This window comes from Mesorhizobium sp. WSM4806 (assembly GCF_055811635.1).
This window is the reverse complement of the sequence record NZ_JBVVQZ010000006.1, coordinates 13746-36136: the sequence shown is the minus strand read 5'-3', so window position 1 is coordinate 36136 and position 22391 is coordinate 13746. Positions and strand designations below refer to the sequence as shown.

The following is a 22391-nucleotide window of genomic DNA, read 5'->3' as shown; positions in this document are numbered from 1 at the left end:
GAGTATGATACGCGGGTGAGGGCGCAATAATTTAAGTAAGGAGTAGACACTCCTAAGCCTTATTCGGTGCTCAGCGGGTACGCGCAGGCTTTGCTAGTGTCGCGTCGTGGTTGTGGAATTTCTCCCTGCCCCAGCCTGCGCGCGGTTTTTCTAATGAAATCCGTTCGCGGCAAGGGTCGCGTTGCCGGTGAGGTTCAGCTATGACTTTTGTGCAGAGTTTCAGGCCGCCATCCTGCAGCCCCGCGCCAAGCTTTGCTGACCGACGGCATTCGGCTTCATTGCGTGGCATGCGCGGCAGGAGCTGCAGCGCCATGCTGTGCCTCATTTCGTTGTGTATCATCCTGCTGCTGGGATCTGCGGCACACGGTCGGCCGAAGGCTGACGACAGACTTGCTCCGCGAGACACGATCGAACTGCACGTTTGGCAGTGGACTGCCTTGCGCGACGGCGTTCTGGAAGCGTTGCAGCTCAACCATAGTTTCACCATCGACTCGACTGGCACGCTTGACCTTCCCTTGATCGGCAGCATTGCCGCCGCAGGTCTGCGTGAGGAGGAGCTGGCAAAGCTGATTTCCGATCGCTTGCAAGCCAGGAGCGGCCGTCAGGAACGGGCTGACATAACCGTCAAACTGATACAAAGTTCGCCTTCGGACCTCACAGCTTCGGTGGAGGTCAAACAAGAAGCGCCCGAACCGCCGGCTGACGCAGCCAGCGACGGCTCTTCGGCCGTGGCTTCGCAACGCGCCAGTGTCGAGAACGGCCAAGCCGAGGCGCAACCGGGCGTGCACGGTCCCCACACATCTCGGCAGCCTGCTGCGGAGCAGCAGCAAACTCTGCAAGGGGCATTGCTGAATGAGCTAGCCGCCGCTCGCATGGAAATTGCGGCAGCGCGCGCGGAAGCACTTGCGGCTCGCCAGACTGGTCGCAACGATGCCGCGCGACACAATCAGAACCTTGCGACGGCGCGTCAACGGGCTGACGCCTTGGTGCGGGAACTCGATGCGATGCGGACTGACCGCGGTACGCTGGAACAAAAGCTCTTTGCGGCGCTGAGGGAAGTCGACGCGCTCAGGAAGAGCGTGCAGCCGGCTCGCGGTGACCCAGCTCGGGATGACCATGACGGCCGCGATTTGGCGGCGGCGCGAGCCGAACTGGCCGTGATGCAGCGCGGCGCCCGCGATGCCAGTGCGCAGGCGCGTGCGGTAGCCGACATGATGGCTGAACAAGCACAGGCGCTAAAACAGCAGCGGCGACGGGCCGAAGAGCTCGCGCTCGATCTGGAAGTGGCGCAAAGCCAAGTGAAAGGCTTGAAGGCCAAAGCCACTCTCGCCGATCACGAGAAGGCCGCCATGCTTGAAGCGCGTCACTCCATGGCGGCCTCTGTGGCAGAGGCGCAGCGAGCGCTGGATGAGGAGCGGCACAAGGCTGAGCGCTTCGAACGCGAACTCACCGCGGCGCGCCAGACCATCGACGCGCTTAAGACAAGCGCGGATCTGGCTGCGGCTGCGCGCACCAACGCCATCAGGGAACGACAGGTGGCCGAGGCGGCTTTGAAGCGAGCTGGCGACGCACTCGAACTGGAGCGGGAACGGGCAGATTCAGCTGCTCGTGATCGCGACAGCGCCCGGCGGGAACGCGACGCGGCAAGGCAGGAAGCGAGCCGCGTCTCGATGGAGCTGAGCGTGGCGTTGGAGCAAGAGCGCAACAAGGCCGTCGGCCTGGCCCGCGAGCTCAGCGCCGCTCGAAAGGCGATTGACGTTGAAAAGGCCCGGGATGAGCGTCGCAGCGAGCGTATCAACCGCGTTCCGAAAGCGCGTGCCGTCGCAGCTTCGGGTGCAGATGTGTCCGTGCGCTCGCGACCAGCCCGTCAATCGGGGTTGCGGGAAAACCACAAAGTGAAGGCCAAAAAACCATCGCGACCTGTTCTGGTGGCGACCATCGCGCTTCCCGACGCGTTGCTCCCGACGCGACCGCCGAAGCTCGGCGCTCCCTAGCGAGGGGTGATCGTGAAGGGCATTTCCGTGGCCCGAATCCATGCCGCAGGAGGAATATGGTGATGAACAAATACGTCGCAGCCGCATTGACCGTCGCGATCGCAATTTGCCCTGCCTCGGCTCTTGAGGCGGGGCTTGGCGGCAAACTTGGCGGTGTCGGGGTCGGTGCTGGCCTTAGCGCCGGCCCGAAAGGCGCCTCGGTGGCGGGCGGCTCGAGCGTCGACGGAGTAGGGGGAGCAAGCCTTGGCGGATCGCTCGGCGCGGGCAAGGGATCGCTCGGTGCCGGACTTGGCGTCAGCGGCAACCTCGGCGGCGCAAGCGGCGGCCTGTCGACAGGTGTCGGGGTGGGCGACCCTACGTCCGCATCGGGCACCGCTCCAGGAGGTAAGCCAGGCAACCCGGCGCTGGGCGCTGGGCAAGCCGCGAGCAGCAATGCCGGCATCACGCCAGCCACCACCAAGGCCAAGGCTGCGAGTCAATTCGCCATCCTGCCGCGCAAGCTCAGGCCTTCCGGAACTGATCGCAACACGTCGGCGCGGATCACCTATGGCTATCCGTTTATGGCGCCACTGAAAGCCAAACCCGGTATCCCACCAGCTGTAATGCGCGCCTGCCGCATGGCGATCGGGTCGGCCGCCACGCCGCTTGGCGCCGTGCTTGTTCACGCGGTAAGCGCGGGCCCGTTGCAGCAACGTCGGGGCGCGCTCACGGCGCCGATCGAGGTGCGCATACACTATGCAAGACAAGGCGGCGTCGAGGTTCGGCAGGCGCGAGTCGGCTGTCGCCTCGATGCGGCGGGTAGAGTCACCGCGGTGACATAGGACGCGCCTGTACCTTCTCCTACGAGAGGAGAAGGAAAGGCGGCTTCCGCCTTCAGGTGATGCGCTGGATGCTCGCTGCAATCTCTTCCGGCTCGAAGACCCGCTTCCAGTCCTCGCGCATCAGCACCGGCTTGCCGAACTCGATGGCCTTGTTGCAGGCGTCGGAGAACACGCCCTTGGTCTCGCCGAAGATGACGGCGCCGAGCACATTCATATGGCCAAGCAGGAAGTCGAGCGCGGCCTGCTGGTCGACTCCGCGCGCGACGACCTCGTCGACCGCTTCCTTCATGACCACCAGCAGCGAAGCGCAGACGGTCTCCGAAAGGCCCGGCTCGAGCAGCGCCATCTGGTCGACCGTGACGCGATGCGACCGCATCACCGGTGCCCAGATGATCTTGGCGATCGCTTCGCCCTTGGCGAAATCCGCCTCCGGTCCCTGCATCAGCGCGCTGACCATATGCTGCTTGGCCTTGACGCCGCCGAAATAGTCCTTCTTGGCCGCCATGTCGGTCTCGTCGTTGAAGATAGGCGGATGGCAGGGATGGGTGACGAAATAGGTCAGGTCCGGCCGCTTCGGCAGATGACCGGCGAAAGGCGCTGCGGCGTCGAGCACGACCACCATGGTGCCGGACGCAAGCTTGCCCTCGATGCTGGCCGCGACCTTGCCGATATGGGTGTCGGGAACCGCCAGGATAACCACCTCGGCGCCGTTCAAGGCTTCATCGGCGCTGACCGCGTCGATGCCCAGCCCGGTCTTTAGCCGCTCGCGGCCGGCGTCGCTGACCTCGACATGGCGTAGGATGTAAGGAGAGCCGCGAAAATTGGTCGACAGGCGGTAACCCATTTTGCCGCCGGCACCAAACAGCGCAATCGTTGTCATCCAGCCGTGCTCCTGATCTCCAACGATGGCCCTGCCGATCGTCACCTTAGTAACTGGTATAATCACACTACCATGGGTTGGCAACCCGTTTGGGACGAACGCGTTCACGAGAGCCAATTCCGTAGTCCCGCGCCGTCGGCTGCGCTAGCTGGTGGCGGCCCGGCGAGCCGTCAGTCTTGATGTTTAGGGTCCGCTGCCAACCGTTTCAGCAGTATTCGGGAGCAGGATTATCCCCGTCCGGGAAACATCGCCTTCAAGCCCTCCCGCGAAGCCCTGGCGACGCCGCGTTCGGTGATCAATCCGGTGACCAGCCGCGCCGGCGTCACGTCGAAGGCCGGGTTTGCCGCGGGCGTCGTCTCCGGCGAGATGCGGACCTGCGCAATCTCGCCACTCGCGGTCTTGCCCCAGACCAGTGAGACCTCGTCGCTGGAACGCTGTTCGATCGGGATTTCGGCCAGCCCGTCACCCACCGTCCAGTCGATGGTTGGCGACGGCAGCGCGACATAGAACGGCACGTCGTTGTCGGCGGCGGCCAGCGCCTTCAGATAGGTGCCGATCTTGTTGCAGACATCGCCGTCGGCGGTGGTGCGGTCGGTGCCGACGATGACCATGTCGATCTGGCCGCGCTGCATCAGATGGCCGCCGGCATTGTCGACGATCAGCGTATGCGGCACGCCGTGGCCGGCCATCTCCCATGCGGTCAACTGGGCGCCCTGGTTGCGCGGGCGGGTTTCATCGACATAGACGTGAACGGGAATGCCGGCTTCCGTTGCCAGATAGATCGGCGCCGTGGCGGTGCCGTAGTCGACGGTGGCCAGCCAGCCGGCATTGCAGTGGGTCAGGATGTTGACCGGCTCGCCCGGTTTTTTTCGTGCTGCGATTTCCCTGATGATTTCAAGCCCGTTGACGCCGATTGCGCGGTTGAGGCCGACATCCTCGTCGGCGATTTCGCCGGCGCGCCGGTAAGCCGCCTCGGCGCGCTGTCCAGATGGAAGCGGCCGCAAGAAATTGCGCATCTCATCGAGCGCCCAGCGCAGATTGATCGCGGTCGGGCGGGTTTCGTGCAAGACCTCCCAGACGCCGTCGAGTGCCGCATCCGAAGGGTCGTCGGCCATCTGCATGGCGACGCCATAGGCGGCGGTGACGCCGATCAGCGGCGCGCCGCGCACCCACATGTCGCGGATCGCCGTGGCGATGCCGGCAACGGTGTCGACTTTTTCGACGCGGAAATCATGCGGCAGCCAGCGCTGGTCGATGATCTCCACCGAACGCCCGTCGTCGCTCAGCCAGATGGTGCGGTAGTGGCGGTCGCCGACGTTCAAATCCTGTTCTCCCGTTCGATCAGTGCGGCCAATTTGTTGACCTCGTCGATGCTGTGGATCTGGCGCCGGTTGACGGCGATGTGACGGCCGAATTTCAGCGCCTTTGCCTCACATGTGGCGCGCAGATCGGCGTCGGCAATGGTCTCGAAATCGGCGTTGTGCGCGAGGCCCAGAATGCGCCTGTGCACCTCGACGCCGGCAAAGCCCAGCATGTCGGTCCACACCTGGTGCAGCATGTGGTCGAGCGCCTGTTCGGCGCCAAGCCTGTCGCCCTGATCCTCGAACAGGCTCTTCTGGTAGAGCATGCCGGTGCGCTCGGTTCGCCACAGATGCGAGAACTCGCTGCGGAACACCGACCATGTCTCGACCGTGACGTCGAGCAGATAGGCGCGCATGGTGTCGCGCTTCCCGTTCTGCTCGTGGCCACGCTGCGAGAAGAACGCCATCCAGAAATTGGCGAGCAGCATGCCGACGTCGAAGGCGATCGGGCCGTAGAAGGCGAATTCGGGATCGATCATCCGCGTTTCTGTCTCGGTGACCATGATCGAGCCGGAATGCAGGTCGCCGTGCAGCAGCGTCTCTGCATTGGCCGCAAAAATGTGCTTCAGCCGCTGCGCCTCGACCTTGAGGTCGCGGTCGGCGCGCAATTCTGCAACGATGCTGTCGAGCTGCGGGCTCGTATGCCGGTTCATCTTGGCATCGAAATACGGGTCCGAGAACACCAGGTTCTCGGTGATGTCGCAAAGCGCGACATTGTCCGCGAACAGCGCCAGATCGGCCTTGCGATCCCTGGTCGCCATATGCAGGTCGGAGCCGCGAAACAGGGTGCGGGCCATGAACAGGCCGATGTCTCTGGCGATGTTGGGCAGTTGCCGGCCCTCGATCAGCGCGCGCCGCAGGATGATGTGCGGCGACAGATACTCCATGATGATCAGCGCCTGGCCTTCGTCGAAGTGATGGATCGCCGGCACCGAACCGGGCGCTCTCGAATGCTGCCGTGTCAGCGCGTGATATTCGAAGAAGGAACGTTTTAGCGGCAGCGGCCAGCTGTCGCCGACCAGGCGGACATAGGGCAGGGCCTGCTTGACGACGGCCGCACCCTGCGCACCCCCGACGATGAACACCAGGTTCAGATTGCCGTCGCCGACCTCGCGAACCTTCCAGCGGCTCGTGTCCTTGCCGATATGCGAGCACAGCGCCGCGTTGGCGCCGAGGCGTGCCGCCAGTGTTTCGACCGACAGTGCTTCGAACGGCAATTTCCCAGTCATCCTCACCTCCCGTTTACGTGCTCTCATCTTAGTGGAGCCATCACGGTTGGTCCAAGCTAGGAAGCCCTCTGGCAATTGTCAATCGTGTTGACAATTGCCGGAACAGCCCATAGCGTCGTCGCCAGGGAGGAACGAATGGGCAATGATGCCGTGTTCCGCGTCGACGGCCTGAGGAAATCCTTCGGCCCTATCGAGGTGCTTGGCGGCGTCTCGCTCGATTTGCATGCCGGTGAAGTGACCGTGCTGATGGGCGCCAACGGCGCCGGCAAATCCACCCTGGTCAAGATCATCAGCGGCGTTTATGAGCGCGGCAGCGGCACGATGAGCCTCGCCGACCAAAACTTCGCGCCGAAAACGCCGGCGGAGGCGATCCGCGCCGGCGTCGTCACCGTTCATCAGAACATCAATGACGGTGTTGTCGCCGACCTCGACGTCGCCACCAATTTGACGCTCGACAGGCTGAGCGGCAGCGGCGCGCCGACCCTGTTCAATCCGGGCCGGGTGCGCCGCGAGGCAAAGGCGGTTGCCGACCGCATGGGGCTGGCGATCGACCTGAAAGCCCGGATCAGCGATCTGTCGCTGGCCGATCGCCAGATGGTGGCGATTGCCCGCGCCATGGCGCATCAGCCGAAGGTGCTGATCCTCGACGAGCCGACCTCGTCCTTGTCCAGCGCCGAGGCAGATCGGCTTTTCGCGCTGCTCGACAGGCTGCGCGAGCACGGCGTCGCCATCCTCTACATCTCGCACCGCATGTCCGACATCAGGCGGCTTGCCGACCGGATCGTCTCGATGCGCGACGGCGTCGTCTCAGGCGTCTTCGACCGCAAGCCGCTCGATTATGAAGGCGCGGTCAACGCCATGCTCGGCCGCAAGATCCAGCTCGACCGGATCGTCGCTAGGAATTCGGCCAGGCCTGTCCTGACGATCGACGGGTTGCGGATTGCCGAAGATTCCAGGCCGATCTCGCTGACGCTCGGCGACGGCGAGGTCGTTGCCATCACCGGCCTCGTCGGCGTCGGCAAGACAGCGCTCGCCGAGACGCTGTTTGGCGTCCGCAAACCGCTGTCCGGCACCATGGTGCTGAACGGCAAAGCCTATGCACCGGGGTCGACAGGCGAGGCGATCGCCGCCGGCGTCTTTCTCGTCGCCAAGGACCGGAGCGAAAACGGGATCGTCGGCGACTTCAACATCCAGGAAAATATCAGCCTGCCGTTCCACAGGCGGATGTCGCGTTTGGGCGTCCTCAAGCGCCGCGTCGAGCGCGCCATCGCCCGCCGGCAAATCCAGGAATTGGGCATCGTCTGCCGCTCGGAGAAGGACGAAATGTCGGCGCTTTCGGGCGGCAACCAGCAGAAGGTGATGGTCGCCCGCTGGATGTCGCAGGCGGCAAGACTGTTCATCCTGGACGAGCCGTTTCAGGGCGTCGACATTTCAGCCAGGCGCGATATCGCGGCCAAGCTGCGGGCGAGCGCCAACGGCCGTGCGACGCTGCTGTTCGTCACCGAGCTCGATGAGGCGCTGGAGACCGCCGACCGCATCCTGGTGATGTCGGAGCAGACAATCGTCGGCGAACATCGCAATGCCGACATCGACCTCGAGCGGCTGCTGGCCGAAGTGGCGGGCGGGCCGCTGCACAGTGCAGCGTGAGGCGGGCAGTAATGGGACGTGGAATGGAGAGGGCATGAGTTCGGGTTGGGTAAGGATGGCAGCCGCGCGCGACCATGCCATCCGCTATGGCTTCATCGTTCTGCTGTTCGGGTTGATCGCCTATTTCGCCATCGCCGCCGATGGCTTCGTCTCGCCGCAGAGCGCCGTCTTCATCTTCCAGTCGGTCGCCATCACCGGCGTGCTGGCGCTCGGCGTCACCGCCACCCTGGTCGTCGGCGGCTTCGACCTGTCGATCGGCTCGGTCGCTACCAGCGCCATGATGGCAGCCGCCTATGTCATGGTGGTGCTGGAGCAGAACGCCATCGTTGCGGTCGTCGCCTGTCTCCTGATCGGCGTCGTCGTCGGCCTCATCAATGGCTGGCTGATCGTCTATATGCGCGTGCCGGATCTGCTGGCGACGCTCGGCATGATGTTCCTGCTCGTCGGCTTGCAGCGCATCCCGACCGAGGGCCGCTCGATCGCCACCGGCATGACGATGCCCGACGGCTCGGTCGCCAACGGCACGTTCGGCCGCGCCTTCCTGGCGCTCGGCCGCCACCGCTTCGATTTCTTCATCCCCAACCTCATCCCGGTTTCGGTCGTCGTCCTGCTCGTGCTTGCGGTGCTGATCTGGTTCTTTCTCGAATACACCCGTTTCGGCCGCATGATGTATGCGGTCGGCAGCAACCAACGGGCTGCCGAGCTCGCCGGCGCGCCTGTCAAGGCATACAAGATCTGGGCCTACGTTATTTCGGGGGTTTTTGCCTCGATCGGCGGCATTTTGCTCGCTGCCCGGCTTGGACGTGGCGATATCGCCTCGGGTAATAATCTCCTGCTCGACGCAGTGGCTGCGGCGCTCATCGGCTACGCGGTTCTTGGCGCCGCCAAGCCGAACGCCTTCGGCACGGCTGTCGGCGCGGTGTTTGTCGGCGTGCTGCTGCAGGGCCTGACGATGATGAACGCGCCCTATTACACGCAGGATTTCATCAAGGGCGTGGTTCTCGTGGTTGCCCTGGTCTTCACCTTCGCCCTTTCCGGCAGGGGCAACAGGTAGGATTTCGACGGATAGGATTTTCGACCGGCTGAAATTTGAATTCAACAAGAGGAGGAGACACCATGAAGATCACAAGAACACTTTTGGCGAAGGCAGCACTCGGGCTTGCCGGTGCTGCGCTGCTGATGCAGGTCCCGGCAATGGCGCAGGACAGGCCGGCGCCGTTCGACAAGCCCGGCGCGGTCAAGATCGCGCTGGTCCGCTATCTCTCGACCGGCGACTTCTTCCAGGCCTATCTGTCCGGCGTCGAAGCGCAGGCCAAGGCGCTTGGCGTTGATCTGCGCGTCCTCGACAGCCGCCAGGACGCCGCCCTTCAGGCGGACATGGTCGACCAGGCCATCGCGCTTGGCGTCCAGGGCATCATCATCCAGCATGGCTTGACGGAATCGATGAAGGACGCCGCCCAGCGCGCGGTCGACGCCGGCATCAAGGTCGTCGCCTTCGACGTCAATGTCGAAAACCCCAAGATACCGCAGATCGAGCAGTCCGACCGCGACCTTGCACGCCTCGCGCTCGAGCAGGCAATCAAGGACAATGGCGAGAGCTGGAAGGCCGGCTACGTCTATGTCGCCGGCATTGCGCCGCTCGACCGCCGCAACGAGACCTGGGTCGAGTTCAAGAAGAAATATCCGGGCATCAACGAGGCGGCGATGTTCGGCACGCTCGACAATCCGATCGCCAATTCCGTCGCCAACCAGGCCCGTTCGGTGCTGTCGGCCAATCCCGACATCAAGGTGATGTTCGCGCCCTATGACGAATTCGCCAAGGGCGTGAAGATCGCCGTCGACGAGGCCGGCCTGTCGCAGGACATCAAGATCTATTCGGCCGACATCTCGACCTCCGACATCGCCGCGATGCGCGAGCCCGACAGCGCCTGGGCGGCAACCGCTGCCACCAACCCGGCCGTCGTCGGCCAGGTTTCGGTGCGCGCGCTGGCTCAGCTTTTGGCCGGCGAAGACCCCGGCCAAAACGTCATCGTGCCGCCGACGCTGATCACCCAGAAGGACCTGATCGACAAGGACATCAAGAACATGGAAGACCTCTCGGCCAAGCTGCCGCAGTTCGCCCATGCCGATGTCGCGATGCCGGCCTGGATGCCGAACCCCAACGCGAAATAGCGTTCCGCAGGCGTAAGGGACGAGCGGCTTTCGGGCCGCTCTTTTCCAGGTCTGAATGCCTGCTTCGTCGGCGTGAGCCGATATCTAGCCACGGGCGCGGCATTCTGCCTTCAAACCGCGTATGAACTCGGCGGGTTCGACGTTCACCGGCTTGCCGCTGGTCATGCCGTCGGCATAGGCTCCGTTTCAAATGTTCCAACTCCAATGCGCGCAATTCCTCGCGCTGTTCCCACAGGCGCAGGGCGTCGCGGACAATCTCGCTGTTAGAGGCATATCCCCCGCCTTCGACAGCGCTTTGCAGGCGGGCAGCCTGCTGCGGGGTGAGGGATATGGTAAGGGTGCGCATGGGTTGGGTTTTCATGCTTAGCCTGCAGTCCAATAGTCCCGCGGTGAGGATGGCAAGTTTCCAGCCCGCAGCGCAAAAAATCCTAAGTTGCGTGCCCGCCTCGGCTACTCATTGAACAGATCGGAATGGGACCCGGTGCGAGCAAGCTGTAGCTCATCGCCGGCGACACGATAGATCAAGAGCCAGTCCGGTTCGATGTGAGCGTCACGATAGCCTTTCCAGTCGCCCTTCAGTGGATGATCCTTATAACTCGCTGGGAGTTCATCGCCGGCGAGCAGGAGGCCCAACAGCTCGCGCAGCTTGCCAAGATCTTTGCCACGCTTCTCGGCACGTTTCACATCACGGCGGAATTGTCCGGATCGAACAGGCGCCAGCACATCAGATTTCCAAGTCCTTGAACAACTCGTCGGCCGAGGCGAAACGCTTGCCCTTGCCCTGCTCCAATTCGAACATGGCCTTTCGAGTGGTTGCGTTCGGCACCTTCACCGGAAAGGGGAACTCCTTGTCGGCGGCGACGCGGACCAGCAGCAGGCGAATGGCGTCGGAAACGGACAATCCCATTGCCGCCAAGGCTTCCGTCGCCTGTGCCTTTGTCGCCGCATCGATCCGAGCGCGGACCACAGTTTCCGTTGCCATATTACTGCTCCTTGAAGAGAGCTACAATGTAGCTACGAAAGACCGAATTCGCAAGCCGTCCGGTCCAGTTCGTACCGTTCGAAAATGTGCGGCGTTTGAGCGACATGCATTACCGCAGCGCCGCCGCGATGTTGCCGCCGTCCACCGTCGTCACATTGGCGGTGGTGCGCTCTGCCAGCGCCTGATGCAGGAAGGCCTGGGCGACGTCTTCGGCCGTCACTTCCTGCCCGAGCAGATTGCCCGCCATATATTCCTTTTCCGAGACCCCGCGGGCGCTCGAACGGCTGGCGATCATCGCGTCGGTCAACAGCCCGGAACGGATGCGGTCGGCGTTGACGGCATTGGAGCGGATGCCGTGGGCGCCGTAGTCGACAGCATATTGCCTGGACAGGAAAAGCGTCGCCGCCTTTGGCATGCCATAGGCGCCGAACTTCGGACCCGGATTGATCGCCTGCTTGGAGGTGTTGAACAAAAGCACGCCGCCGGTGCCCTGCTCGAGCATGATGCGCACTGCGTTCTGCGCCGCCGACTGGTGGGCGAAGAAATTGAGTTCGAAGCTCTTGCGCAAAGTGGCGTCGTCGAGTTCGCCGATCCTGCCTTCCCAAGCCGCACCGGCATTCGAGACGAGGATGTCGAGGCCACCGTAGACGGCAATGGCCTTGTCGAAGGCAGGGCGCATCTGCGCCGGGTCGGTGATGTCGGCGCCGACGCCGATCGCACCGTTGCCAGCTTTTTTTGCCGCCTCCGTCGCCCTCGCCGCGTCGAGATCGACGACGACCGCATGAGCGCCATTGTCGGCGAACAGCTTTGCCGTGGCGGCACCGATCGCGCCGGCACCGCCGGTGACCAGCACAATTTGGCCGGTCAGCGGCTTCGACTTGTTGGCGGCGAGCTTGGCCTGTTCCAGCGACCAGTATTCGAGCGGAAAAAGGTCGGCCTTGGACAGTGGATGGAAATCGCCGATTGCTTCGGCGCCGCGCACCGCCTCGATCCACATTTCACCGACGTCGGATGCAATCTTCGCATCCTTCAGCGTGCGGCCATGGCCGAACATGCCGAGCCCCGGCACCAGCGTCAGGCGCGGCATCTGGTCGAGCATAGTGCGCTTCACATCGTCGAGCGCGTCGTTGGTCTCGAAGTAGGCGCGATAGTCCCTGGCGAATTTTTCGACATGCTGGCGAATGACGGATTTGTAGTCGCCGATCTTGTCCGCGTCGGGCGCCGGCAACGCCATCGGTCCGGTCTTGATGCGAATCGACAGGTCGGGCGTCGACACACCGCGCCCGGCATAGTCGGCAATGTCAGCCGAATTGATGAAATCGACGATCGCGTCCGAGGTGCGGAAATCGCTGATCATACGGTCGAAGCGGCCTTCGCCGCGCGCCACCGCCACCGCGCCGCGCAGCATCGGCGCAATCTCCGCAGGCTTCGCCAGCCTGGCCGGCAAGGCGGTTTTTTCGCTGCGCGGCTTGCCGTGACTGGCGATGAAATCCTCGGCGAGGTTCACATAATGGATCATCCGGTCGTAAGCCTGCTTGGCATCGTCGCCGAAGGTGAAAATGCCATGCTTGTCGAGGATCAGGCCTTCGACCGTCGGGTCGGCGTCAAAGACATCGGCAGCCGCCTTCGCCAGGTCGAAGCCCGGCATGATGTAGGGCACGAATCCCATCTTGTTGCCGAAGACCTTCTTGCTCAGCGCCTCGCTATCGTCCTGGTCGACAATGGCGAGGATGGCGGTCGAGTGCGTATGGTCGACGAATTTATGCGGCAGGAAGGCGTGCAGCAGTGTCTCGACTGAAGGGTTGGGCGAAGACGGATCGATCAGGTTCACCCGCTGCAGCGCCACCATGTCTTCGTCGGAGAGTTTTTTGAGCGACCGCGCCTTGAGCAGCGCGCCGAGCTTGACCGCCGGCAGGCCCTGCGGCTCGATGATGCCCATGTCCCAGCCGCTGCCCTTGACGCAGAGCACGTCCCATTCGTCGCCGACGAGATCGATGGCCTTTGTCTTGCACGATGTGTTGCCGCCGCCATGCAGGACAAGCCGCGGTTCGCCGCCCAGAAGCCTGGTCGTGTAGACGCGCAGCGCCAGGTCGCGGGCCACACCCTTTGTTGCATAGTCGGCAACCAGATTCTCCGCGTCGCCGTCATTCCACAGGTTCTTCATGTTCGCTTCGTCCGGTTGTTTTGTTGTGAAACAGGAATGCCGCGACGCCTTGATGACAATGCGTCCGCGGCTTGTGTTCTCTAGGCGACCTTTTCTGCTGCCGGTCCGGCATGGTCGAGCAGCCGTCGCGCCATCCGGGCGGCGACCACCAGATGCGTGCATAGCCCACCCGCGATCGCCGCCACCAGCGGTCCGAACTTGCTGTCCTCCTGCACCACCACGAGGCGCTTTTCAATCTTGCGCAGCGATGACAGCTCCGCCGAAATGATCCGCCTGTTGTAGCTGCAGTCGAGCGCCTTGCCTTGCGCGTCGATGATCTGACCGGCGATGACGCCGGCAGCCCCGGCACGACGCAGCACCTCCATTTCGCTGGCAGTCAGCGCGCCGCATTTGACGACATGGCTGTCGGCGTCGACGGTGCCGACTGAGTAAAGCGCCAGATTGCACGCACTGATGCCCGACAACTGCTCGCGGATCACCGGCTCGTCGCGCAGGCCGCGCGCCAGTTCCTCTGTCGTCAGCACCAGCGGCGCATAGAAATTGAGTCCCTTGGCATTGAGCCGGCGGGCGATTTCCATCGTGCATTGGTCGGGGCGGTAGGAATAGGGGGCTCCCAGATTGCCGCAGAGCTGCACCACCGTGACATCCTGCAGATCGGCATAGGACATGATGTCGGCGATCGTATAGATGGTCCTTCCCCAGGCGACGCCGATGCGATCGCCCTTCTTGATCAGCTCGAGAAAGACGCTGGCCGCCAGCACCGCGATGTCGGTCGACGGATCGGCGACATGGCCGTTTTCCGGCGCTATCCAGACGGCATCGAGCTTCAATGCGTCTTCGAGTTTGCGCGCCATGACGTCGTCGGTGAAAAGCTGGGTCGAGGTCGAGATGTTGACGATGCCGGTCTCGCGCGCTTTGCGCAGATACATGGCGACCGAGGCTCGGGAAATCTTGAGCTGGCTGGCGACCTGGTCCTGGCGCAAGCCGTGGGCATAGTAGAGCCAGGCGGCCTTATGGATAAGCTGTTCTGCCGGTCGGATCGCCATGCCATCTCCTTGCTGACATTATTCACGGCTGTCGACAAAAGTCAAACTGGGCAAAGGCAAACGATGCCTTTCGCCCGCTGAATCTACATCATACCTTGTGCCAAATGCGCTCTATCGTGGCATGGTGACGGGCCGGAAGCCTGTGGGTAGAAGGTTTCGATCAGACATTAGCGGAGGACGGGATGGGCAATCCCTACGAACAGGATCTCGGCAGGAATCCAGCCAACCACCAGCCGCTGACGCCGCTCAGCTATCTGGAGCGGGCGGCAAGGACCTTTCCCGACCATGTCGCCATCATCCATGGTCGCCAGCGCACGACCTATCGCGATTTCTGGCGGCGGTCGCTGAAACTTGCCTCGGCGCTGCAGAGGCGCGGCATCGGCAAGGGCGACACCGTCACCGTCATGTTGTCCAACACGCCGCCGATGCTGGAAGCGCATTTCGGCGTGCCGATGACCAAGGCGGTGCTGCATTCGCTCAACACCCGCCTCGATGCCGCCGTCATCGCTTTCCAACTCGACCATGCCGAAACCAAGGTGCTGGTCGTCGATCGCGAATTTGCAAATGTCGTCAGCGAGGCGCTGGCGCTGGCCAGGGTAAAACCGCTGGTCATCGACTATGACGATCCCGAATACGCCACTGACGCCCCCTATCCCAAGGGCGAGCGGATCGGCTCGCTCGATTACGAGACCTTCGTCGCGGGCGGCGACGAGGATTTCGCCTGGTCGGTGCCGGACGACGAATGGGACGCGATCTCGCTCAACTACACCTCCGGCACGACAGGCAATCCCAAGGGCGTCGTCTATCACCATCGCGGTGCAGCGCTGATGGCCTATGCCAACACCATCCATGCCGGCATGGGCAAGCATGCTGTCTATCTGTGGACGCTGCCGATGTTCCACTGCAACGGCTGGTGCTTTCCGTGGACGCTGGCCGTGCAGGCCGGCACCCATGTCTGCCTGCGCTGGGTGCGGCCGAAGCCGGTCTACGACGCCATCGCCGACCACGGCGTCACCCATCTGTGCGGTGCGCCGGTGGTGATGTCAGTGCTGATCAACGCCAGCGACGAGGACAAGCGGCAATTTCCGCAGACGGTCACCTTCAACACCGCCGCGGCACCGCCGCCGGAAGCGGTGCTGTCGGGCATGGCCGATGCGGGTTTTGCCGTCACCCACCTCTATGGCCTGACCGAGACCTATGGCCCGGCGGTCGTCAACGAATGGCAGGGCGAGTGGGATGGGCTGGAGAAGGGACAGAAGGCGGCGAGGAAGGCCAGGCAAGGTGTGCGCTATGCCGCGCTCGAGGATCTGACGGTGATGGACCCCGAGACGATGGAGGAGACGCCGGCCGACGGCGAGACGATCGGCGAGGTCATGTTCCGCGGCAACATCGTCATGAAGGGCTATCTGAAGAACCGCAAGGCGAGCGACGAGGCCTTCGCCGGCGGCTGGTTCCACTCGGGCGACCTCGGCGTCATGCATCCCGACGGCTACATCCAGCTCAAGGACCGCTCCAAGGACATCATCATTTCCGGCGGCGAGAACATCTCCTCGATCGAAGTCGAGGAGGCGCTCTACAAGCATACCGCCGTCGCCTCCTGCGGCGTCGTCGCGAGGCCCGACGACAAATGGGGCGAGGTGCCGATCGCCTATGTCGAGCTGAAGCCGGGCAGGACGGCGACCGAGGCCGAGATCATCGATCACTGCCGCGCGCTGCTCGCCCGCTTCAAAATGCCGAAAGCGGTGATCTTCGCCGAAATCCCGAAGACCTCGACCGGCAAGATCCAGAAGTTCCGGCTGAGGGAGATGGCCAAGGGGTAGGTGCCGTTAGCGTCACGACGGTGCAGAGCGTTTGATGGCAGCGGGACAGCGCCCCCCTCTGTCCTGCCGGACATCTCCCCCACTTGGGGGGAGATTGGCTGTCATCGCCGCTTTCGCCAACTTTCAACATTGCAGGACTAGCTGGGCGCTAAAACCGCCAATCTCCCCCCTCGTGGGGGGAGATGTCCGGCAGGACAGAGGGGGGCGCGAAGGATCACGACAGATCAGAATTTAGCCTGAGCCGCCGCTCATGCCGGGAACCGGCAATTGGGCCCGTTCAGTATTGCGAACAATTTTTTTACCGAAGATGCGAGAGCACGTTGAGCAGCTTGCCGGTCGGGTCGGCAATGAAGAAGCGTCTTACCCCCACGGTTCGTCGGTCAAATCATAGACCACTCTGCAACCGATCTCGTTCGCGCGCAGATAAACCGCGTCGACATTGTCGACCTCGATCGACAGATCAGCCACCGGGGTGCCTGAGCCGCACTCAACAACGTGCCTTGCAGCAGCTGGATCGGCTGAACGGAGCAAAAAGATCGCTCTGTGTCGGATCGAGCGCCTCGCGATCGTCCTCGATAAAGAACCGACTCGACGAAAGAAGATCTAGCAGGAGGAGCATTCTAATGGAAAACGCGGAGCGGAGCCCCAGGGCTACACGGCGCGAATGGATGGGGCTCGCGGTTATCGCGCTGCCTTGCCTGCTCTATTCCATGGACCTGACGGTCTTGAATTTGGCTGTGCCGCGGTTGAGCGCAGACTTGAGGCCTTCGAGTTCGCAACTTCTGTGGATCGTGGACATTTATGGCTTTCTGCTTGCCGGATGCCTGATCACGATGGGCACGCTGGGCGACCGCATCGGCCGCCGCAGACTGCTTTTGATCGGCGCGGTGACATTTGCAATTGCTTCGGTCTTCGCGGCGTTCTCCACAAGCGCCGAAATGTTGATCGTCTCGCGTGCGCTGCTCGGGATTGCCGCGGCCACGCTTGCGCCGTCCACCCTCTCGTTGATCCGCAACATGTTCCTCGATCCGAGGGAGCGCACGGTTGCGATCGGCGTCTGGATCGCCAGCTTCTCCGCGGGCGCTGCCATCGGCCCGCTGGTCGGGGGCATCCTGCTGAGCTATTTCTGGTGGGGTTCCGTGTTCCTCGTGGCCGTACCGGTCATGGTCGCGCTGCTGGTGTTCGGTCCGATGGTCCTGCCCGAGTATCGCGATCCAGAAGCGGGTCGGCTCGACATCTTGAGCGCCGCGCTGTCACTTGTCGCGGTGCTTTCGGTGATCTACGGCATCAAGGAAATCGCCGAACATGGATTCGGCTTGGAGGCGGCCTTCGCCATTGTCTTCGGCGTGGCTGTCGGCGCGGTTTTCGTCTTGCGTCAACCACGGCTGAAAAATCCTCTGGTCGATCTGCGGCTCTTTCGCTCGCGCGCCTTCAGCGCTTCATTGGCGGTCAACGTTCTCGGCTTCTTCGTGGCGTTCGGCTCGTTTCTCTTCATCGCGCAATATCTGCAACTGGTGCTCGGGATGGGACCCTTTGTAGCGGGCCTGTGGACGGTGCCTTCCGCCGTCGCTTTCATCGCCGGTTCGATGCTGACGCCAATCGCGGCCGGTAAGGCTCGCCCGGGCTATGTGATGGCTGTCGGCCTTGCGCTCGCGGCAGTGGGATTCCTTATTCTCACCCGCAGTGGCGGTCGAGCCGATCTCGCGGTCATCGTCACAGGCTACAGCGTCTTTTCCCTGGGCCTTGCACCGGTGTTCACTTTGGCCACCGACCTCATCGTGGGAACCGTTGAACCCGGGCAAGCCGGTGCGGCCTCCGGCCTCGCGGAAACCAGCAGTGAGTTGGGCGGCGCGCTCGGCATCGCGATCCTTGGCAGCATCGTCACCGCCATCTATCGCAGCGGAGTGACCGGGCTGGTCGCGGACGGGGTGTCCGAACAGGAAATCAGCTTTGCCAAGGACACGCTTGGAGGCGCCGTCGCAGTTGCAATTGCCTTACCGGAGACGCTCGGTTCCGATCTGCTCGGCAAAGCGCGGGAGGCGTTCACTCAGGCATTCCAGATGACTGCCGGCATCTGCGCGTTGGTGGCGCTGGCTGCGGCCATCCTTGCGGGGGTCCTGTTGCAAAAAGTGCGGGGGCAGTCTGAGGCTGGGCAGCAGCCAGCAAAAGCTGCGACACCAACCGACGCCTGAGGCTTAAGCACGACACGGAACATGAGGAGGGAACCCCATGCCGATTCTCAGACCATCAGAGTCTGAAGGTCAAGACGAGACCCTTTCTCGGCCATGGGCGCGAAAGGCCGCCGCGGTCAGCAAAGCCGGGTCGATCGTCGCCCTGACTGGGGTCATATTGCCGCTTCTCATGATCGGCGGGATGAAATTCACGGCCGTTGAGATCGAGGCGTTGAGGCCGCTGATCGGCGGCACGCCTTGGCTCGCCTGGATGTATCCGGTATTTGGTGAAGCCCGTGCCTCTTATCTGCTTGGCGTCGTGGAGATCGCGACCGGGCTTCTCCTGATTGCCTGCCCTTGGTCGGCGCGCGCCGGTGTCGCCGGCGGGGCATTGGCCGCCCTGATTTTCCTGGTCACCTGTTCGATCATGGTTGCCCTGCCGATCTGGGAGCCAACTCTGGGCTTTCCCGCGCTCGGTCCCGCCGGCCAGTTCCTGATCAAGGACATTGCGCTGCTCGGCATCGCGCTTGTCATACTGGGCGAAAGCCTGAACAGATTAAACTAATCGGCCACCTAAGCGGATCCAAGTCGAAGCGAGTGGCAGAACCACGTCATCCCGCCTACCCGCGCCAAAGGCGGGGCTCCACCTGCTGCGAACTTGTGAGACGGGCATAAGTTCGGTGCCTGCGCGCCATCTGACTCACCTTCGACTAGATCGAAAACGCCCCGCTCGCCACCACGATGCCGCGTCCAGACACGCTCACCGAGCCGGCGTCGACATCCACCTCGATGATGCTGGTACGTCCGAGCGCCGTGCCTTGCTCGACCTTGACTACGCCGGGCTGCGCAACACCGTGTGCAACCAGATGTGCGGCGAGCGGACCAGCCGCCGTACCGGTTGCCGGATCCTCGGCAATGCCGACAGTCGGGTTGAAAAACCGTGCATACGCTGTGCTTCCCCGCAGTGGCGGATCAAGTGAGAAGACGTAGCAGCCTTCCCCGCCGACCTCGTTGAGCAGGTCGAAAAGCTGTTTGGCGTCAGGCGAAATCCGGTCGACGGCTTGGCGATCGCGGATTGGCACCAGGAGATGGGCAGCACCGGTCGAGACCACCTGGCAAGGCACGACGTCCGTTATTTCTTCAGTATTTAGGCCAAGTGCCGCGGCAAGGGCGCCAGGATTTGAGATCTGCCGGCCGGCCACTGGGGCTTCTTGCCGCATAATGATCTTTTCGAGTTTTCCTTGGCTTTGCCAGATGGCCAATGGATATACCAAGTCGCCGATCTGTTGGTGAAACCATGTCGGGCCATCGCCCAACTCGAGCCGCCCCGCCGCAGCGAGCCACCACCAGGCCCCTAGCGTGTTGTGGCCGCCTGCGCCGAAAACCTCCACGCCTTTCGGCGTGAAAGAGCGCAATTTCCAATCGGCGTCCGCCCGGGTCGCCGGTAGGACAAAAGTGGTCTCGGACTGGTTGAACTCACGGGCAATGTTCTGCATCAGCTCGAGCGCCAACTCGTCACCGCCATCGACCACCGCGAGGGAATTGCCAGTCAGCGGCTCTACCGCGAAGACATCGACGAAATGAAATGGAATTGTTCTGTTCATGGTTTTCCTCCGAGAACCGCAATTGGGCCCGTTTCGGTATTGCAGACAATTTCTAACTAGCGGAGGTGGGAGAGCACGTTGAGCAGCTTGCCGGTCGGGTCGGCAATGAAGAAGCGTCTTACCCCCCACGGTTCGTCGGTCAAATCATAGACCACTCTGCAACCGATCTCGTTTGCGCGAAGATAAACCGCGTCGACATTGTCGACTTCGATCGACAGATCTGGCACCGGTGTGCCTGAGCCGCCCTCGCTGGCGATGCTGATCTGGGGGACGGTGGTTTCGCTGGACGCCAGCGTGACGAGCCAGCCGTGATCCATGACGGCATCGAGCCCGAACAAATCGGTATAGAACTTCCGAACATCCGGAATGCTGTCAGTTGCGATATTCGAGACAATGCGCAGCACGGTCATTCCATGTCTCCTTCACAGCTTGGCGTATCTCCACAGCTTCGATGATAACGCATTGCTGCGCTGCGGGGACGCGCAGCAGGCTTCGTTAACGCTGTTCACGCCTAGGTTGTATCAAAGGATGTCACCGGTCGTCCAGAAAGGTAACATCACCTGTTGACAGGCGGGGAATTTCGAATTACGAGTGACGAAATTCAAAATTCGTCACTCGTAAGAGCTAATGATACATGATGCATGACACCCTCGACACGACGGCTGATCTGGTCCGGCAGGAGAATGTCGCGCGCATCCTCGATTGCGCAGAGCGGCTGTTCCGCCACTACGGCTACGGCAAGACCAATGTCGCCGACATAGCCCGTGAACTCGGCATGTCGACGGCCAACATCTACCGTTTCTTCGCCTCCAAGGTCGAAATCCACCAGGCCGTTTGCGGCCGTATGCTCGCTACCTGCTACCAACTGACCTACGACGCCTGCCATAGTCCCGGAACGGCCAGCGAAAGGCTGCGCCGCTACGTGCAAACGCATTATCAGTGGACCCGCGACACCATGCTCGACCAGGAGAAGGTGCACGAAATGGTCGTCGTCGCCATCGAGCGCGATTGGCATGTCATCGAGAAGCATATCGACAGGATCCGCGGCTTGGTCGAGGAGGTGATCCGCGAGGGAATCGCGGCCGGCGAGTTTGCCGACCAGGACCCGGAAGTCGCTTCGCGGTGTTTCGGCGCCTCTATCATCACCCTGTGTCACCCGCAGATGGTCGCCCAGTGCCTTGCCAAGAACAACCGGGCGATGCCGGACGAGCTTATCGAGTTTGCCATCAGGGCCTTGAAGAAATGACCGGCGGCGTCCGCCGGGCGTCGACAATCCATCTCCAGTTCGGGAGTACGCAAGTGTCTTTGTCCAAATCCATCATGAACAGGCTGCCGGCCATTGGTCCGGCTCTGGTCGTCGTCGCGGCGCTTGGGCTCGCCGGTTGCTCGCAAGAAAAAGTGGAAGTCAAGGACATCGTCCGGCCGGTCAAGGTCGTCGAGATCGCCAAGGCGAACAATACCCGTGAGCTCTCCTACTCCGGATCGGTGCGTGCCCGCACCGAGATGAATCTCGGCTTCCGCATCAACGGCAAGATCACCGAGCGCCTGGTCGACATCGGCCAGCGCGTCAAGCCGGGCGACGTTCTGGCCCGCATCGATCCCGCCGACTACGACCTTTCGGTCAACAGCGCCGAGGCCAGCCTCGAGGCCGCCGAGCGGCAGGTCGAGACAACGGGCCTTGCCCGCCGTCGTGCCGAACAGCTGTTTGCCAAGAAGTTCTCCTCGAAATCGCAGCTCGAACAGGCGACGCTCAGCTATGATCAGGCGGTCGCCACCCGCAATTCCGCCCGTTCAGCGCTTGACCAGGCGAAGAACCAGGTCCTCTACACCGACCTCAAGGCGGACAGGAATGGCATCGTCACGTCAGTCGCCGCCGATGTCGGTCAGGTGGTCGGCTCCGGCACGCCGGTTGTGACCGTTGCCGTCGATGGCGAAAAGGAAGTGCTGATCGCCGTGCCGGAAACGGATATCGCCCAGTTCAAGCCGGGCAAGGACGTCAAGGCAAGCTTCTGGTCCGACGAAGCGCTGACGCTCGACGGCAAGGTCCGTGAAGTCGCCGGGAGTGCCGATCAGCAGTCGCGTACCTTTGCCGTTCGCGTCAGCCTGCCCAGCGATCCGCGCGTGCTTCTCGGCATGACCGCGAATATAGAGGCTTCGGCCGCCAACAACAGCCTGCAAAGCGTATCGATCCCGTTGAGCGCGCTGGCGCAAAAGGACGGCCAGCAGATCGTCTGGACCGTGGACCGCAACGGCGAGACCGTCCATGCGCGTCCGATCAAGGTCGCCGAGTTCACCACCGACGGCGTGCATGTTGCCGAAGGATTGAAACCCGGCGATGTCGTCGTTGCTGCGGGCACGCAATTCATGACCGAAAATCTGAAAGTCAAGCTGGCCGGCGATGCGGTGCAGCAGTCCGCATCGGCGGACGATGATGGCGACGCCGTCAAGCGCGTGCGCTGACGGCCAGGCAGAAAACGGCTTTTCCTCGCATCGGCGCAAG

20 protein-coding genes and 2 pseudogenes are annotated in these 22391 nt (G+C 62.7%); 10 read left to right on the top strand and 12 right to left on the bottom strand.

From position 1 onward, the window contains the following. Positions 1 to 70 precede the first annotated feature (70 nt). Positions 71 to 313: a hypothetical protein gene (locus tag AC0L2M_RS11255; protein ID WP_198032835.1), complete on the bottom strand. Its 243-nt coding sequence runs from the start codon at positions 311 to 313 to the stop codon at positions 71 to 73. Between AC0L2M_RS11255 and AC0L2M_RS11250 the strand changes: the two genes are divergently transcribed. Beyond that, positions 201 to 1994 (top strand): polysaccharide biosynthesis/export family protein, encoded by a 1794-nt coding sequence (locus tag AC0L2M_RS11250; protein WP_084833759.1) that lies wholly within the window; start codon positions 201 to 203, stop codon positions 1992 to 1994. The two genes, AC0L2M_RS11255 and AC0L2M_RS11250, sit on opposite strands and share 113 nt — an antisense overlap. A 62-nt stretch (positions 1995 to 2056) precedes the next feature. Further along, the gene (locus tag AC0L2M_RS11245) at positions 2057 to 2815 is read left to right on the top strand and encodes a hypothetical protein (protein ID WP_031255366.1); all 759 of its coding nucleotides are present in this window, start codon (positions 2057 to 2059) and stop codon (positions 2813 to 2815) included. Between the two features lie 52 nt (positions 2816 to 2867). Here the strand turns inward: AC0L2M_RS11245 and AC0L2M_RS11240 are convergent, their stop codons facing one another. From AC0L2M_RS11240 to mtnK, 3 genes are all read right to left on the bottom strand, one after another. Beyond that, positions 2868 to 3695 (bottom strand): phosphogluconate dehydrogenase C-terminal domain-containing protein, encoded by an 828-nt coding sequence (locus tag AC0L2M_RS11240; RefSeq protein ID WP_023800214.1) that lies wholly within the window; start codon positions 3693 to 3695, stop codon positions 2868 to 2870. A 227-nt stretch (positions 3696 to 3922) separates the two neighbouring features. Continuing rightward, positions 3923 to 5017, bottom strand: a complete 1095-nt coding sequence (gene mtnA / locus AC0L2M_RS11235) for an S-methyl-5-thioribose-1-phosphate isomerase (protein WP_023800215.1) — start codon at positions 5015 to 5017, stop codon at positions 3923 to 3925. Then, complete coding sequence (gene mtnK, locus AC0L2M_RS11230; RefSeq protein WP_023800216.1) at positions 5014 to 6285, bottom strand: S-methyl-5-thioribose kinase; 1272 nt, start codon at positions 6283 to 6285, stop codon at positions 5014 to 5016. Before mtnK ends, mtnA begins: the two co-directional genes overlap by 4 nt. Before the next feature lie 135 nt (positions 6286 to 6420). Here mtnK and AC0L2M_RS11225 point away from each other — a divergent pair, with 135 nt between their 5' ends. The 3 genes from AC0L2M_RS11225 (at position 6421) to AC0L2M_RS11215 (ending at position 10104) form a co-directional block, all read left to right on the top strand. Continuing rightward, positions 6421 to 7932, top strand: coding sequence for a sugar ABC transporter ATP-binding protein (locus AC0L2M_RS11225; protein ID WP_473534867.1), 1512 nt, complete (start codon positions 6421 to 6423; stop codon positions 7930 to 7932). A 34-nt stretch (positions 7933 to 7966) separates the two neighbouring features. Continuing rightward, positions 7967 to 8986, top strand: a complete 1020-nt coding sequence (locus AC0L2M_RS11220) for an ABC transporter permease (RefSeq protein WP_287171745.1) — start codon at positions 7967 to 7969, stop codon at positions 8984 to 8986. A 62-nt stretch (positions 8987 to 9048) separates the two neighbouring features. Further along, complete coding sequence (locus tag AC0L2M_RS11215; protein WP_023800219.1) at positions 9049 to 10104, top strand: substrate-binding domain-containing protein; 1056 nt, start codon at positions 9049 to 9051, stop codon at positions 10102 to 10104. A gap of 84 nt (positions 10105 to 10188) precedes the next feature. Here AC0L2M_RS11215 and AC0L2M_RS11210 read toward each other — a convergent pair. From AC0L2M_RS11210 to AC0L2M_RS11190, 5 genes and pseudogenes are all read right to left on the bottom strand, one after another. Next, positions 10189 to 10450: pseudogene (locus AC0L2M_RS11210) on the bottom strand (type II toxin-antitoxin system ParD family antitoxin). A 104-nt stretch (positions 10451 to 10554) separates the two neighbouring features. Next, positions 10555 to 10827: a type II toxin-antitoxin system RelE/ParE family toxin gene (locus tag AC0L2M_RS11205; protein ID WP_023800221.1), complete on the bottom strand. Its 273-nt coding sequence runs from the start codon at positions 10825 to 10827 to the stop codon at positions 10555 to 10557. A gap of 1 nt (position 10828) precedes the next feature. Next, positions 10829 to 11086: a type II toxin-antitoxin system RelB/DinJ family antitoxin gene (locus AC0L2M_RS11200; RefSeq protein ID WP_023800222.1), complete on the bottom strand. Its 258-nt coding sequence runs from the start codon at positions 11084 to 11086 to the stop codon at positions 10829 to 10831. 109 nt (positions 11087 to 11195) lie between these two features. Then, positions 11196 to 13250 (bottom strand): bifunctional aldolase/short-chain dehydrogenase, encoded by a 2055-nt coding sequence (locus AC0L2M_RS11195; protein ID WP_473534866.1) that lies wholly within the window; start codon positions 13248 to 13250, stop codon positions 11196 to 11198. Between the two features lie 80 nt (positions 13251 to 13330). Continuing rightward, positions 13331 to 14296: a sugar-binding transcriptional regulator gene (locus AC0L2M_RS11190; RefSeq protein WP_128167466.1), complete on the bottom strand. Its 966-nt coding sequence runs from the start codon at positions 14294 to 14296 to the stop codon at positions 13331 to 13333. 182 nt (positions 14297 to 14478) lie between these two features. On the opposite strand from AC0L2M_RS11190, the gene AC0L2M_RS11185 reads away from it, so the two are divergent. Continuing rightward, positions 14479 to 16116, top strand: a complete 1638-nt coding sequence (locus AC0L2M_RS11185) for an acyl-CoA synthetase (RefSeq protein ID WP_473534865.1) — start codon at positions 14479 to 14481, stop codon at positions 16114 to 16116. Between the two features lie 298 nt (positions 16117 to 16414). Here AC0L2M_RS11185 and AC0L2M_RS11180 read toward each other — a convergent pair. Continuing rightward, positions 16415 to 16605 (bottom strand): annotated as a pseudogene (locus tag AC0L2M_RS11180) (VOC family protein); the annotation flags it as partial. 134 nt (positions 16606 to 16739) lie between these two features. Here AC0L2M_RS11180 and AC0L2M_RS11175 point away from each other — a divergent pair. Further along, positions 16740 to 18308 (top strand): MFS transporter, encoded by a 1569-nt coding sequence (locus AC0L2M_RS11175; RefSeq protein WP_128167464.1) that lies wholly within the window; start codon positions 16740 to 16742, stop codon positions 18306 to 18308. Between the two features lie 37 nt (positions 18309 to 18345). After that, complete coding sequence (locus AC0L2M_RS11170; protein ID WP_473534864.1) at positions 18346 to 18852, top strand: DUF417 family protein; 507 nt, start codon at positions 18346 to 18348, stop codon at positions 18850 to 18852. Positions 18853 to 18997: 145 nt separating this feature from the next. Here the strand turns inward: AC0L2M_RS11170 and AC0L2M_RS11165 are convergent, their stop codons facing one another. Both AC0L2M_RS11165 and AC0L2M_RS11160 read right to left on the bottom strand, forming a co-directional pair. Beyond that, positions 18998 to 19891 carry a PhzF family phenazine biosynthesis protein gene (locus tag AC0L2M_RS11165; RefSeq protein WP_287226142.1) on the bottom strand — a complete coding sequence of 298 codons (894 nt, stop codon included), beginning with the start codon at positions 19889 to 19891 and terminating at the stop codon, positions 18998 to 19000. 56 nt (positions 19892 to 19947) lie between these two features. Next, positions 19948 to 20301 carry a VOC family protein gene (locus AC0L2M_RS11160; protein ID WP_023800231.1) on the bottom strand — a complete coding sequence of 118 codons (354 nt, stop codon included), beginning with the start codon at positions 20299 to 20301 and terminating at the stop codon, positions 19948 to 19950. Between the two features lie 227 nt (positions 20302 to 20528). Here AC0L2M_RS11160 and AC0L2M_RS11155 point away from each other — a divergent pair, with 227 nt between their 5' ends. Both AC0L2M_RS11155 and AC0L2M_RS11150 read left to right on the top strand, forming a co-directional pair. Then, a complete protein-coding gene (locus tag AC0L2M_RS11155; RefSeq protein ID WP_128167597.1) occupies positions 20529 to 21137 on the top strand; it encodes a TetR/AcrR family transcriptional regulator in 609 nt (202 codons plus the stop codon). A 74-nt stretch (positions 21138 to 21211) separates the two neighbouring features. Next, positions 21212 to 22351 (top strand): efflux RND transporter periplasmic adaptor subunit, encoded by a 1140-nt coding sequence (locus AC0L2M_RS11150; protein ID WP_287226458.1) that lies wholly within the window; start codon positions 21212 to 21214, stop codon positions 22349 to 22351. Positions 22352 to 22391: the final 40 nt, after the last annotated feature.